Origin of the sequence: Roseivirga misakiensis, assembly GCF_001747105.1 — a bacterium.
GTDB classification, from domain to species: Bacteria; Bacteroidota; Bacteroidia; order Cytophagales; family Cyclobacteriaceae; genus Roseivirga; species Roseivirga misakiensis.
Map to the genome: position 1 here is coordinate 847,559 of NZ_MDGQ01000003.1, position 13,215 is coordinate 860,773.

Genomic DNA, 13,215 nt, shown 5'->3' on the forward strand with positions numbered 1-13,215 from the left:
TAACTTAAGAGACACTACAACTTAAATTAGATGAATTGCTTAATCAATGAAACAGCCGACCGATACCTAAGGAAAGGCAGAAAAATCGAAGTAATATCCAGATATATAAGGCTAAAGTATCGGATAAGCATAGAAAATGCAGCGTTGGCCAAGCGCCTCCAGCTGATGAACTTAAACTATTAACTATCAAGGACCCTCAAGGGTCCTTTTTTATTGAAAGCAGTAGATTTCGAAATACTGCTTATCCTCAGAATTTACTAATAATGTAAAGGGTATTTTCCGTAAAACCTTCGGTATTTCATTCTGTCCGAAAAACAAAATAAGTTTTGGGAATTATGGTTTCACGCTTATTTTAGCGCAAATTTCAAAATCAACAATATTAATAGAAACAATATGAGTCAGGTGGAAAAGAATAGATACTCAGCAAACGAACTGAACGAGTTTGAAGCGTTAATCAACGAAAAAATAAACAAGGCGCGTATTGAATTAAACGAGTTAAAAAAGAGTCTTACAAAAAGTGGTGATACTGGCGATGACATTACTAATAACTCCACCAAAGTTTTAGAAGATGGTGCAGATACCATGGAAAAAGAAAACCTGAACCAGCTTGCAGCCAGACAGCAAAAATTCATCAACAACCTAGAGAATGCACTCGTCAGAATAAAGAACGGAACATACGGAATTTGTATCGACACGGGTAAACTTATATCTAAAGAAAGACTCAAAGCCGTTCCTCATACCATGCATTCTATTGAAGCGAAATTATCGCAGCGTAAATAATGGACTTTTTAAGTCAGCATATAGAAGCATTAATATTTTGTGCCCAAAAGCCAATTAAGCTTGCCGATATCCAGTCTTGTCTCACAGAAATGTTTGAGACAGAGGTACCTGAAAAGGATATTGTAAAGTCGCTGGAGGGCATAATGGAAAAGTATAACAACGATACCTTTCCGTTCGAAGTCACAAAAATTGGTGGTGGATATCAGTTCCTGACCAAGCCGGCTTATCAAGCGAGCATAGGGATATTATTGAAGCAACAGTCTAAAAAAAGGCTTTCGACATCGGCACTGGAAACGCTTTCAATAATTGCCTACAAACAACCAGTCACCAAATCAGAAATCGAGCAGATCAGAGGTGTTAATTGCGACTACTCCGTGCAAAAACTTTTAGAGAAAGAGCTCATTGAAATAAAAGGCAAATCCGATGCTGTCGGTAGGCCACTACTCTACGGTTCCTCTGAACGCTTCATGGATTACTTTGGCATAAACGACCTAAAAGACTTGCCTAGCCCTAGAGATTTTGCTCCACAGGAAAACGTGAACGAGGTAGTCGAAAAAGAAAATCCCACTTCAGATACTGAATAATAGACTAACTTTGCTGAAAATCCAGTAGTGATACTGCGTAATTATGCAAAGAAAGAAATTTAGCCCCAAGGGTAACCGATCCAAGAAAAAAGCAGTTGAAAAGCCTGATTATCAGAGTGCTAAATTGCAAACTACCTCCGAAAAGGCCGATGGCATTCGGTTAAACAAATACATTGCGAATTCTGGTGTTTGTTCGCGAAGAGAAGCGGATAAACTAATTCAAAGCGGACAAATTACCGCCGATAAAGAAGTTATAACAGCGTTAGGCTACAAGGTAAAACCAGGAGTTGTAATCCGTTATAACGGACGGGTACTAAAACCCGAAAAACAAGTCTATCTTCTTTTAAACAAACCAAAAGGGTTCATTACCACCACTTCTGATCCAGAAGGAAGACGAACGGTTATGGATCTTGTTAATAATGCCTGTGGAGAAAAAATCTTTCCTGTTGGTAGATTAGATCGCGTAACTACTGGCCTACTACTCTTCACAAATGATGGGGAGTTGGCAAAAAAACTAACCCTTCCTACGCATAAGATTAAAAAGATATACCAAGTCGAGCTTAACAAGCCTATTACAAAACGAGACTTCGAAAGTATTGTTGGTGGCGTAACGCTTGAAGACGGTAAAGCCCTTGTTGAAGATTTAGCTATTGTGAGTGATGATGGCCGAGTTCTAGGAATAGAAATTCATATTGGCAAAAACAGAATCGTGAGAAGAATTTTCGAACACCTTGGTTATCAAGTAGAAAAACTGGATCGCGTAGCTTACGGCCAACTTACCAAGAAGGATTTACCACGCGGAAACTGGAGATTTTTAACAGAAAAAGAGGCGCTTTGGTTAAAATAAAATAGTATGCATGCATACTATTTTATCGCCTATAACTATATTAGCAGTAGATATGCAAACGATTTCAGAAAATAGAAACAAAAAAGGCCTCTCGAAACGAGAGACCTTTGATGTGGTGCTAAGTGGGCTCGAACCACCGACTCACGGATTTTCAGTCCGATGCTCTACCAACTGAGCTATAGCACCCTGAAATGGAGCACAAAAGTATATAAAAAGTTAAACCGTGCAAAACATTTTTAATAAATTCAAAACAGAGATATAGATCAACCTGTACCATTCAATACTATGGAATATCTGCCACAAATTGCCTTCCTCCTAATCGTCGCTGTAGCAACCTTTTTTTTGTACAAGCGCATAACCCAAATCAGGAAAAATATTTTCCTTGGAAAAGCTGTTGAAAGAAATGACAATCCTAGCGATCGCTGGAAAACAATGCTTTTGGTGGCCTTCGGTCAACAGAAAATGTTTAAGAGAGTTGTACCAGCATTATTGCACTCCTTAATCTATGTTGGCTTTTTGGTGATTAACCTGGAAGTATTAGAATTTGTAATCGACGGTTTTGCAGGCACACACAGAATTTTCGCTCCTTATTTGGGTGGCGTTTATACAGTACTGATTAACGTATTCGAATTCCTAGCCGTGGGCGTGCTGCTTTCATGTGTCGCCTTTCTGGTGAGGAGAAATGTTATGAAAGTAAAAAGATTTAGTGGCGAAGAAATGCGTAAGTGGCCTACGCTGGACGCTAACTTGATCTTGGTGATAGAAATTATCTTAATGTTCGCCATTCTGACTATGAATGCGACGGACATGCTTATTCAAGGGCAAGATGAGCACTACGCACAAACTGGTAAGTTCTTCTTTAGTGGACTCCTGATGCCACTCTTCGAAGGCATGAGCCTTAGTAGTTTAATTGCCCTAGAGCGATTTGCTTGGTGGTTCCACATCGTTGGTATTTTAGGCTTTGCCATTTATGTTACTTATTCCAAACACCTTCATATTGCCTTGGCATTTCCTAACACATGGTATTCGAATCTTAATGCTAAAGGAAAGATCGAGAATATGCCTGTGGTGACCAATGAAGTGAAAATGATGTTGGGAATGCCTGCAGAAGGAGCTGGCGATCCGCCTGCAGAAGTAGAACGATTTGGAGCAAAAGATGTAAATGACCTGAGCTGGGTCAATATCATGAATGCCTACTCGTGTACGGAGTGTGGTAGGTGTACTTCCCAATGCCCTGCCAACATCACTGGTAAGAAACTTTCCCCGAGAAAAGTTATGATGGCCACTAGAGACAGAGCGGAAGAAGTAGGTGCAAGTATCGCCAAAGGAGGAAAAGGATTGGAAGATGGTAAGTCGCTTTTTGGGGACTATATCACCAAAGAAGAGGTTAATGCTTGTACAAGTTGCAACGCTTGCGTAGAAGCATGCCCAGTAAACATTGATCCTTTAGCAATCATTTTAGAAATGAGAAGATATGCATCCATGGAAGAGTCAAGTGCTCCTGCCTCATGGAATGGAATGTTCCAAAATATTGAAACGAGCTTTTCACCTTGGAAATTTGCCCCAACCGATCGGTTTAAGTGGGCTGATGATTTAAAAGAAAACGACTAACGGTCAAATTGAAATCTTTACTCATCATATTATCCCTACTTCCATTATCGCTGTTTGGCCAAGAGGTTTCTTTTGAAAAAAAGTTATCGGAAGCGGCCATTGAGTTGACAAAAGATGCGGTTTCCTATGACCCGAGCTACTTTTCCATTGCTTATCCAAACGGCGACGTGCCTAATGACAAGGGCGTATGCACAGATGTAGTCATCAGGGCTTATCGAAAGTTAGATATTGATCTTCAAGTCAAAGTCCATGAGGATATGAAGCAAAACTTTGACCTGTATCCGAAAATTTGGGGATTGTCAGGGACTGATAAAAATATAGATCACCGAAGGGTGCCAAACCTTATGAAGTTCTTTGAACGACATGGGCAGCCCAAGACTATTTCCAATAACCCGAACGACTACTCTCCCGGAGACGTAGTATGCTGGAATTTGGGTGGGGCGACTACTCATATTGGAATTGTTGTTGATAAGAAATCAAGAGACGGTAAGCGTTATTTGATTTCACATAATATCGGAAATGGGCAGGAGATTTCAGACTGCCTCTTCTCTTACAAAATTATAGGACATTATACATACAAGTAATAATTATTAAACTATGAGCGATAACATAAACCAAGTACAAACCATGGCTGAAATGGTAGCCAAAGGAGAATCTCCAGAAGTACTTTTCTGGGTAGGTTGTGCCGGTTCATTCGACGATAGATATAAGAAGGTGACCATTGCCTTCATCAAGATTTTAAACAAGGTTGGAATCTCTTTTGCCGTATTAGGGGAAGAGGAAACCTGTACTGGTGACCCTGCGAGAAGAGCCGGTAATGAGTTTTTATTTCAAATGCAGGCGATCGCCAATATTCAAGTGCTTGACGGATATGGCGTGAAAAAAATTGTGACGGCATGTCCGCACTGTTTCAACACCATAAAGAATGAATACCCAGAACTTGGTGGTAACTATGAAGTGATTCACCACGCTACATTCTTACAACAATTGATCAACGAAGGCAAAGTAGGTCTTAAAGGTGGCGGAGAATTTAAGGGCAAAAAAATCACTTATCACGATTCTTGCTACCTAGGTAGAGCCAATAATATTTATGAGGCACCTCGAGAAGTGTTGCAAGCGCTTGACGCTGAACTTGTAGAAATGAAACGCTGCCGCACTAAAGGTTTATGCTGTGGTGCAGGTGGTGCTCAAATGTTCAAAGATGCCGAACCTGGCAACAAAGAAGTTAACACTGAGCGTACAGAAGAAGCCCTTGCCACGGGAGCTAATGTGATTGCTGCTGCTTGTCCTTTTTGTATGACCATGATGCGTGACGGTGTAAAAACTAAGAATAAAGAAGAAAGTGTAGAGGTTCTTGATTTGGCCGAACTTATTGCCAAAAACGAGGGGCTTTAAGGAATACCTTAAAAGTAAAAGGCCGCCTTCTATAAATAGAAGGCGGCCTTTTTTGTGTCTTTTTGAAAGCTAAAAACTTTTAAATAGGCCGATACTAAAGGAAGGAGAGGCTAAAACGCGTTTGCCTGAGGCAGCAAAACCTATAGCACCTGAAATTCCAAAATCATCTTTGACGAAGTAGTTGACCTCAGGCGTGATGGCTAAATACTCGATATTATTAGAGAAAATACCATTGGCAGGTGTCTCAAGATCGCTGCCATTTTGAAGAGAGTTTACGCTCAAAATTTTCAATGCTCCACTCACCTTGGGCGCAAATCGATAGCCAATCTCAGCTCCAATTCTCAATTCATCGCTAAAGTTTTCGCTCCTATCGTTGTAAGCCGCAAGTGTATTGATATACCCTTTTCCTTGGCCAAAGCTTCGGCTTGCCTCTATGCCCAGCATCACATTAAATTCCCCATCGCCTGTTTGCAAAACTTGTGTTTCACCGCCAGCGTCATTGCCAAGTGGTAGCCCAAATGTCAATGTAGCACTGACAACGATCGGTTTATTCACGATCAAACCATACTTTACGGCAAGGTCAAAATCTCCCAATGAATTAACGGCATCACCTTCGGCGAGTAGTGTCCCATTTGTCGAAACCTGCTCGTTCAAAGTCGCTCTTGAGAAAAAAGGCATGTAGGCAGTCACCCCCAAACGATCGGTTAGACCATACTCACCATAAATACTACTGATATAAATACTCGCGGTCGATATATCTACGATATCACCACTTGGCGTAAAGTAACTATTCGACCTAATCACATACTGACTCAGTTTTAGATACCCTTTCCCTTTTGGAATTGGCCAACCACCTCCGGCAAATAGTGCATTACCAGACATCATCAGCACCATGACGATTGCTATATAAATCTTTCTCATGACCTTAATTATCAAATTCTCCTGTTCCAAATGCCACTCCAAATGGCTTACAATAAATAATCACGTGGTTATAAGTATCTAACTCAGCGTTCTGCCGACTTATAATATATGTTTGGGTTCCCGAATTAGCGCTTAGCTGCCCAAGCTCTATCCCACCAGTTACCCTTGTTGAATTATTACTTAAATAAACAAATAACCCTGGGCCGTTGGATGACTGAAAATTACTTGAAAAGGTAAGTTCTAGGTTATCCCCGTTTTCCGATAATGTAAAGTCCCCATTTACAGTGTAATTTCTAAGCCCCATAAAAGAGCCTGTCCTTTCCAGAGCCCTAAACGTAGTCATAGGTCCTGTACTCAGCGAAATAGAATCAGAAGTACTGCCAGAAGCCACCGTAATAGTCACTTCACCACTGGCCAAAGCCGTAGCTAAGCCATCGGCTGTAATTGATATAATTTGATCGTCACTTGAGCTCCAAGTGGTGGTTCCATTCGTTCGCTCTCCTAATTCGTCGAAGAAATCCGCTTCGAACTGAAAGGAATCTCCTATGGCTAATGTGAGTATTCTACTGGTTATGGTTAATTGCTCTTCTACAATTATCTCCTCCACTATATCGGTACCGATACAGCCGAATAGTGTCATGCTCACCAAGAGCATACATGTCAAAGATTTTAGGTTTTTCATGCTTGATGATATGGAAGTTGAAATGAAAATGACGTTCCTTGATTAAGTTTACTAGAAAGGTTAATCGTAGCATCGTGGATTTCTAAAATTTTCTTTACGATCGCTAAACCCAGGCCTGTAGTGTTCTTATCCAAGCTTAAACGTTTATCACCTATATGATAACGGTCGAATACAAAAGGGATTTGCTCTTCGGGAATTCCCACACCAGTATCGGCTACTTGGATTTCTACAGCACTATCCATTTCATTAGTCTTTATGGTAATAGTTCCGCCTTCTGGAGTAAACTTCAGTGCATTATCAATAAGGTTTTGGAGCACTCTTTCAATCAAAGCAATATCGGCATTAACCAACTCTATATTATTCGATATTACACTTTGAATAAGGACTCCTTTTTTTCGTGCCAGAATGAGATACTTTTGAACCACATCCTGTAAAAGCTCATTGATGAAAAATGGCTCCTTTTTCGGATGAACCTGTTTGGATTCTAGCTTTGAAAGCTCAAATAACTCAGCGACCATTTTCTTTAGTTTTTCGGTGCTCGATAATATTATAGCTAAGTACTTATCCCTTTCCTCGATGCTTAGTTGATCCTTTTTAATCATCAAAGTTTCTATATATCCGTGGATTACCGCCAAAGGAGTCCTCAGGTCATGACTGACGTTGCCAACCAATTCTCTACGAAGGTTCTCCATTGATTTCAGGTTTTCAATATTCCCGACAATGGTATCGGCCATATCGTTAAAAGCCAGACTCAAGGTGTTGAACTCTTTGCCTGATTTAGCACTAATGCGTGCTTCCAAATCACCATCTTGGAATCTTCTGACAACATCTATAATACCTCTCAAGTTTCTGGTGATAAACCAAATAGCTATCAATCCAATCACCAAAGCCGCTACGAGCGTAATGACCATGGAACTACCACCCAATGAAGTAATGTATTCATCCCATAAATTGGATGCCACTGCGTAATAATCTTCCCCGGCGAGCACTACATAAACATAACCCTGAACCTCATCATTATCGGTGATGGCAGCAGCACTAAAAATTTGTAATTCTCCAGGTTTCCGAGGATCATCACCTTGGACAAACTCCTCGCCGTTATTATCAATAAACTCTTGAATTGGGGCAAGGCTAACCGTTTTTAGCTTTACCTTTTTATAGGGTGCCACATGGCTCAAAATATATCCTGTTTTATCTAGCAAGTAAACCTCGATACTTGGGTTTACCGCCATCATATGATGCATGATATCATCAAGAGCATTCTTCGTCACTTCACCATTTATTATGGGCTTAACTTCCTGAATTATACTCTGCGCGATATTGGCATTCAACTTTTGGTTGCGTTTCAAATAGTATTGATCACTAGCCGAAATTGATAAGGTAATGTGGACTGCGCCTACCATTAACAGTAGCACTAAAAATGTGGTAGATAGCTTCCAAAAAAGGCTTATACCACCATTGACTGTATTATTCTTGGCCATTATTATTGATTTAATTCATCGTTAAAGCGATAACCTACTCCCCAAGAGGTTAGTATATATTTAGGGTTAGATAAGTCGCTTTCAATTTTTGTTCTTAGTCGATTGATATGGGAGTTTACCGTATGTTCGTAACCGGCGAATTCATAGCCCCAAACCACATTCAACAGGTTTTCCCGACTATAGCTTTTACCAGGACTCTCGGCCATTAGGGCTAGAAGATCAAACTCTTTCGGCGTCAATTCTATTCGATCGCCATCCAAAATGACCTTCCTTTTGTTCTTATCAACTACAAGCGATCCATGGCGGATAATCTCTGAATTCTCTTTCGAACCATCACCAACCGAATCTGTCCTTCGCAAAATAGCTTTCACCCTTGCAGTAAGTTCTCGGATACTAAAAGGCTTCGTCAAATAATCATCAGCACCCATTTCAAGACCCAATATCTTATCGATTTCTTCAGATCGAGCAGTAAGCATTAGAATCGGTGTTTTTAGCTTGGCAGACCTCAGTTCTCTACATACCTCCAGGCCGTCTTTGCCTGGCAACATAATGTCAAGGATGATAAAATCGACTTGTTCTGTCAATGCTAGTTCTAGGCCCGTATCACCACGATCGGCAACGAGTGTTTCAAAACCCATGTCCTTCAAATGGATTTCAATTAATCCACTGATATCATGGTCATCTTCAACTATGAGTACTCTTTTGTCCATATCTATACACAAGGTTAGTGTTAGTTGCTCACGAAAAGATCACGGAACTTTAATGAATATTAAATAGTACCGATTACAACCTTTGAGCGTTTATTAAACCGAATTAAATGAATCTTTGTCCATTCTAATTGGTTAGAAAAGACAAGGACACGACATTTGAAGTGAATTTGTTGAAGAAGTTTTTCTATAAAGTAGTTATTGCCATATGCTCACCCCTTTTGACACGTTAAGCCCGAAAGCCCGAATCTGGATTTATCAAGCCGATCGAAAGATCACCGCCTCGGAAGAGCAAACGATACTTTCCGAAGCAGAAAAGTTCATTGGTGAATGGGCAGCACATGGACAAGCACTGTTAGCCTCAGCGGCTGTTTTTCATAGTCACTTTTTAGTGATCGCGACAGACGAAAATTTCAACTTGGCCAGTGGCTGTTCTATTGACAGCTCATTCCGATTTGTACAGCAATTGGGTAGTGAAATGAACATTGACTTCTTTCAAAGAACCAATATTGCTTTTTCCATTAACGATGAAGTGACACTTATTCCAATGTCTAAGATTAAACAAGAGGTAGCTGCTGGACGTTTACAGAGTGAAAACCTATTCTTTGATAATAACATCTCTGATAAATCTGAACTTGCTGAAAAATGGCTCGTAAAAGCAGATAAAAGTTGGCTAAAAAGATACTTTCAGACATCTCCAAGCGTATTATAAGATAGCATTCAGCTTAATTCGCTAATTTACAACCAATGAAAAAGCTCGTTTCATTCGTATTCATGACTACACTACTTATCGTAAGTAGTTGCGCAAGCAAAAAGCAGAATTTTCTGGGTGTCCAAGAAGCACCAAAGAAAACTGCTCCAAGACCGGCTAATCCTTCCATAGGCCCTAGCCAAAATGCAGCTGCCAAAGTAGTTACAGCTCAAAAAGAAGACGATAAAACGCCGAAAGTTCTGAAGAACTATGTGGAAGATCAGAATTACACCAAGGCGATTGAAGACTTTAAGGATGCCTTGAAGGATAATCCTGACGCACCAGACTTAAATTATTATACTGCTGAATCTTATAGAAAACTTGGCAATCCGAAAGCATCCCTCCCTTACTATGCAAAAGCGCTAGAATCGGGGTTTGAAAATGAAGAGTTGCAGATTAATTATGCATTAGCCCTGAAAGCCGATGAACAATATGAGAATGCAAAAGCTATTCTGGAAGACTATGTAGATCAGGCTTCGGTTGAAAGATATCGCGAACGGGCACAACGCGAAATCGATAACTTAGAAATGCTTGACAGTATTGGGTTATATGTTCGTAATGTGGATTTAACTCCGCTCGATGCTATCAACTCAGAACAAGCGGAGTACAGCCCGTTCTATTATAACAAGACCTTGTTTTTTGCCAGTACGCGTGAGACCGAAACCTTTGAACGATATGACATTCCTTACAGCGACCTTTATCAAGTGGCTGTTAATGAACTGATACCAGATGCAGCCACATTAGGACCAATTCCTGGGGCTTTTAATCAACCAGAAATAAACGAGGGATCAATTGCTTTTTCTCCTGATGGAAACACCGTGATTTTTGCTAAGGGTAACGCGAATGAGAAGAAAGGACGAAGGAGTGTAGATCTGTTTATATCAACCAAGAAAAATGGTCGATGGAGTACGCCCGTATCCATGCCAATCAATAGCCCACAGCACTGGGATACATCGCCATCCTTTAACCAATCAGGAACGACTATCTATTTTGCCTCTGATAGGCCGGGTGGATATGGAGGATCAGATATTTACCGCGCCACACTAAATGATCGTGGTAGATGGGGTGGAGTCACCAATATGGGCGACGCCATTAATACGGCTGGCGATGAAGTTTTTCCCTACGTAGCGCCAGATAACAAACTTTATTTTGCTTCAGATGGGCACCCAGGTTTTGGTATGCTCGACCTTTTCTCCGCAGAGAATAAAGGTGGTAATGTAACTGTCCGAAATATGGGGCCTTCCTTTAATTCGGCTGCCGACGATTTCGGTTTAATTTACTCTGACTTTCCATTCGAGGGATTTTACACTTCCAACAGAGCTGGTGGCAAAGGTGGGGATGACCTTTACAGCTTTATCGATAATTCTAGCGATTTAAAGCAGATCACCTATTTGCTGAAAGGAACTACATACAGACGCAATGACGACAGCACACAGACTATTTTAGGGAATGTTCGGGTGAAATTACTTGATGTCAATGGTGAAGTAGTAGATGATGTGCTAAGTAGCAGAGGTGGTTCTTATAACTTCCCGATTGACCCTGAAAAAGACTACACACTTATAGGAGAAGCCGATGATTTCTTTACAGCAAGAAAAATCTTCTCTACAGTTGGTCAAGGAATTCCTCAGGATGAACTCATTGAAAGATTCACAGAAAAAACGTTCACGGAAGACTTAACGCTTGACCCAATTATTTTGGATGCCACGATCGTATTGGAAAACATTTACTATGATTTAGATAAATATGACATACGATCCGATGCAGCTTTGGAATTGGACAAACTAGTGAGCATTCTAAAGGATAATCCGGCGATCGTTCAGATTGAGCTCAGCTCCCATACCGATTCACGCGGTTTTGACGATGCCAACATGTTGTTATCAGAAAACAGGGCCAAAGCCGCAGTAGACTATATAGTTTCTAAAGGAATCGCCAGAAGTAGACTGGTGGCTAAGGGATACGGAGAAACAAAATTAATCAACGGCTGCGACAACGATACCGAATGTGAAGAGGCACTACACCAACAAAATCGTAGAACCGAATTTAAGGTCCTGGAATACGACAAGAATAAAATTGATCGGAATTAATCCGCTGGTTTATAAAGTAATTTATCGATTGAAGCCTCCTATTAGGAGGCTTTCTTATTTTTGTGCTTTAAACCATTTGCCATGAACGACCGATACATGCAGAGAGGCGTATCTGCCTCAAAAGAAGATGTACACAATGCCATCAAAAACCTCGACAAAGGTTTATTCCCAAATGCATTTTGTAAGGTTGTACCTGATTTCATGGGTGGCGATAGTGCGTACTGCAACATTATGCATGCAGATGGTGCTGGCACAAAATCGTCGCTCGCCTATATGTATTGGAAAGAAACTGGCGACATCAGTGTTTGGAAAGGCATAGCCCAAGATGCCATCATTATGAATATTGATGACCTATTGTGTGTTGGCGCCACGGACAATATCCTACTTTCCTCCACCATTGGAAGAAACAAAAACTTAATTCCTGGGGAGGTAATTTCTGCCCTGATCAATGGTACAGAAGAGGTGCTCCAAATGCTTAGAGATAATGGTTTAAACATTATCAGTACTGGAGGTGAAACTGCGGATGTTGGGGACCTAGTGCGAACAGTAATTGTAGATAGTACCGTTATCGCTCGAATGAAGCGAGAAGATGTCATCACAAACGAAAAAATTCAGCCAGGCCAGGTTATTATTGGTTTAGCCTCCTTTGGTCAGGCTAATTATGAAAGCCAGTACAATGGAGGTATGGGTTCCAATGGGCTGACCTCTGCTCGCCATGATGTTTTTCATAAATATCTGGCCGAAAAATTCCCTGAAAGTTTCGATCCAAGTGTTCCAAGTGATCTTGTGTATTCAGGAGGCAAAAAACTAACCGACAAGGTGGAAGGAGCTCCTCTAGATGCTGGCCAATTAGTTTTATCGCCAACGAGGACTTATGCGCCCGTAATGGTCGAAATTCTAAAGCAATTCAGGTATGATATAGGCGGTGTTATTCACTGTAGCGGCGGCGCTCAAACCAAAATTCTTCACTTCGTAGACAAACTTCATATTATCAAAGACAACCTGTTTGACGTACCACCATTGTTCAAGCTAATTCAGGAAGAAAGCAATACAGACTGGAAAGAAATGTACAAGGTATTTAACATGGGACACCGTATGGAAATCTATGCCGATCATGGAATTGCTGATGATATTATTGCCTTATCAGAGTCTTTTGGCATCCCTGCACAGATTATTGGCCATGTTGAGGCCTCAGACAGCAAAAAACTTTCGATAAAAAGTGACGCTGGAGATTTTATTTATTGATTTGCTTGATGACTCAGCTTACATATAAATAAAGAAACTTCATACTCATCATTTTGTCGTTCACAGCATACGGTCGGCTATTTTCTTTGATAACCTATTAATTATTTAATATAAGCGGTAGGGGAAA

The 13,215-nt window shown here is 40.7% G+C and carries 14 protein-coding genes and 1 tRNA gene; 10 read left to right on the top strand and 5 right to left on the bottom strand.

Annotated elements, in window-relative coordinates; all coding sequences use genetic code 11:
• The first annotated feature begins 30 nt into the window (after positions 1 to 30).
• The 4 genes from BFP71_RS19345 to BFP71_RS04085 all read left to right on the top strand — a co-directional run bounded on the left by BFP71_RS19345 (position 31) and on the right by BFP71_RS04085 (position 2,211).
• A complete protein-coding gene (locus tag BFP71_RS19345) occupies positions 31 to 183 on the top strand; it encodes a hypothetical protein (protein ID WP_176723313.1) in 153 nt (50 codons plus the stop codon).
• A gap of 210 nt (positions 184 to 393) precedes the next feature.
• Positions 394 to 780, top strand: coding sequence for a TraR/DksA family transcriptional regulator (locus tag BFP71_RS04075; protein WP_069834155.1), 387 nt, complete (start codon positions 394 to 396; stop codon positions 778 to 780).
• The gene (scpB, locus tag BFP71_RS04080) at positions 780 to 1,364 is read left to right on the top strand and encodes an SMC-Scp complex subunit ScpB (RefSeq protein WP_069834156.1); all 585 of its coding nucleotides are present in this window, start codon (positions 780 to 782) and stop codon (positions 1,362 to 1,364) included. The genes BFP71_RS04075 and scpB overlap by 1 nt, the downstream gene beginning before the upstream one ends.
• Positions 1,365 to 1,407: 43 nt before the next feature.
• Positions 1,408 to 2,211 carry a pseudouridine synthase gene (locus tag BFP71_RS04085; protein ID WP_069834157.1) on the top strand — a complete coding sequence of 268 codons (804 nt, stop codon included), beginning with the start codon at positions 1,408 to 1,410 and terminating at the stop codon, positions 2,209 to 2,211.
• A 113-nt stretch (positions 2,212 to 2,324) separates the two neighbouring features.
• Here the strand turns inward: BFP71_RS04085 and BFP71_RS04090 are convergent.
• Positions 2,325 to 2,397: transfer RNA gene (locus BFP71_RS04090), tRNA-Phe, on the bottom strand.
• A 99-nt stretch (positions 2,398 to 2,496) separates the two neighbouring features.
• Here BFP71_RS04090 and BFP71_RS04095 point away from each other — a divergent pair.
• The 3 genes from BFP71_RS04095 to BFP71_RS04105 are packed head-to-tail and all read left to right on the top strand — an operon-like array spanning position 2,497 to position 5,217.
• Positions 2,497 to 3,822, top strand: coding sequence for a 4Fe-4S dicluster domain-containing protein (locus BFP71_RS04095; protein ID WP_069834158.1), 1,326 nt, complete (start codon positions 2,497 to 2,499; stop codon positions 3,820 to 3,822).
• Positions 3,823 to 3,830: 8 nt separating this feature from the next.
• Complete coding sequence (locus BFP71_RS04100; RefSeq protein ID WP_069834159.1) at positions 3,831 to 4,406, top strand: DUF1287 domain-containing protein; 576 nt, start codon at positions 3,831 to 3,833, stop codon at positions 4,404 to 4,406.
• Positions 4,407 to 4,419: 13 nt separating this feature from the next.
• The gene (locus BFP71_RS04105) at positions 4,420 to 5,217 is read left to right on the top strand and encodes a (Fe-S)-binding protein (protein WP_176723314.1); all 798 of its coding nucleotides are present in this window, start codon (positions 4,420 to 4,422) and stop codon (positions 5,215 to 5,217) included.
• 69 nt (positions 5,218 to 5,286) lie between these two features.
• On the opposite strand, the gene BFP71_RS04110 is transcribed toward BFP71_RS04105, so the two are convergent.
• Genes BFP71_RS04110 through BFP71_RS04125 form a run of 4 tightly spaced genes read right to left on the bottom strand, consistent with a single transcriptional unit; the run spans position 5,287 to position 9,011 of the window.
• Complete coding sequence (locus BFP71_RS04110; RefSeq protein ID WP_069834160.1) at positions 5,287 to 6,138, bottom strand: hypothetical protein; 852 nt, start codon at positions 6,136 to 6,138, stop codon at positions 5,287 to 5,289.
• A 4-nt stretch (positions 6,139 to 6,142) separates the two neighbouring features.
• The gene (locus tag BFP71_RS19130) at positions 6,143 to 6,820 is read right to left on the bottom strand and encodes a DM13 domain-containing protein (protein ID WP_088124866.1); all 678 of its coding nucleotides are present in this window, start codon (positions 6,818 to 6,820) and stop codon (positions 6,143 to 6,145) included.
• Positions 6,817 to 8,301, bottom strand: coding sequence for a sensor histidine kinase (locus tag BFP71_RS04120; RefSeq protein WP_069834161.1), 1,485 nt, complete (start codon positions 8,299 to 8,301; stop codon positions 6,817 to 6,819). Before BFP71_RS04120 ends, BFP71_RS19130 begins: the two co-directional genes overlap by 4 nt.
• Positions 8,302 to 8,303: 2 nt before the next feature.
• Entirely contained in the window at positions 8,304 to 9,011 is a 708-nt protein-coding gene (locus BFP71_RS04125; protein WP_069834162.1) for a response regulator transcription factor, read from the bottom strand.
• 205 nt (positions 9,012 to 9,216) lie between these two features.
• On the opposite strand from BFP71_RS04125, the gene BFP71_RS04130 reads away from it, so the two are divergent.
• The 3 genes from BFP71_RS04130 (at position 9,217) to BFP71_RS04140 (ending at position 13,088) form a co-directional block, all read left to right on the top strand.
• A complete protein-coding gene (locus BFP71_RS04130) occupies positions 9,217 to 9,720 on the top strand; it encodes a hypothetical protein (protein ID WP_069834163.1) in 504 nt (167 codons plus the stop codon).
• A gap of 35 nt (positions 9,721 to 9,755) precedes the next feature.
• Positions 9,756 to 11,843 (top strand): OmpA family protein, encoded by a 2,088-nt coding sequence (locus tag BFP71_RS04135; protein WP_069834164.1) that lies wholly within the window; start codon positions 9,756 to 9,758, stop codon positions 11,841 to 11,843.
• Positions 11,844 to 11,924: 81 nt separating this feature from the next.
• Positions 11,925 to 13,088, top strand: coding sequence for an AIR synthase related protein (locus BFP71_RS04140; protein WP_069834165.1), 1,164 nt, complete (start codon positions 11,925 to 11,927; stop codon positions 13,086 to 13,088).
• The last annotated feature ends 127 nt before the right edge of the window (positions 13,089 to 13,215 follow it).

Coding starts and splice junctions, on each gene's coding strand:
- BFP71_RS19345 (WP_176723313.1), top strand. CDS start 31: ATGAATTGCTTAATCAATGAAACAGCCGACCGATACCTAAGGAAAGGC.
- BFP71_RS04075 (WP_069834155.1), top strand. CDS start 394: ATGAGTCAGGTGGAAAAGAATAGATACTCAGCAAACGAACTGAACGAG.
- scpB (WP_069834156.1), top strand. CDS start 780: ATGGACTTTTTAAGTCAGCATATAGAAGCATTAATATTTTGTGCCCAA.
- BFP71_RS04085 (WP_069834157.1), top strand. CDS start 1,408: ATGCAAAGAAAGAAATTTAGCCCCAAGGGTAACCGATCCAAGAAAAAA.
- BFP71_RS04095 (WP_069834158.1), top strand. CDS start 2,497: ATGGAATATCTGCCACAAATTGCCTTCCTCCTAATCGTCGCTGTAGCA.
- BFP71_RS04105 (WP_176723314.1), top strand. CDS start 4,420: ATGAGCGATAACATAAACCAAGTACAAACCATGGCTGAAATGGTAGCC.
- BFP71_RS04110 (WP_069834160.1), bottom strand. CDS start 6,138: ATGAGAAAGATTTATATAGCAATCGTCATGGTGCTGATGATGTCTGGT.
- BFP71_RS19130 (WP_088124866.1), bottom strand. CDS start 6,820: ATGAAAAACCTAAAATCTTTGACATGTATGCTCTTGGTGAGCATGACA.
- BFP71_RS04120 (WP_069834161.1), bottom strand. CDS start 8,301: ATGGCCAAGAATAATACAGTCAATGGTGGTATAAGCCTTTTTTGGAAG.
- BFP71_RS04125 (WP_069834162.1), bottom strand. CDS start 9,011: ATGGACAAAAGAGTACTCATAGTTGAAGATGACCATGATATCAGTGGA.
- BFP71_RS04130 (WP_069834163.1), top strand. CDS start 9,217: ATGCTCACCCCTTTTGACACGTTAAGCCCGAAAGCCCGAATCTGGATT.
- BFP71_RS04135 (WP_069834164.1), top strand. CDS start 9,756: ATGAAAAAGCTCGTTTCATTCGTATTCATGACTACACTACTTATCGTA.
- BFP71_RS04140 (WP_069834165.1), top strand. CDS start 11,925: ATGAACGACCGATACATGCAGAGAGGCGTATCTGCCTCAAAAGAAGAT.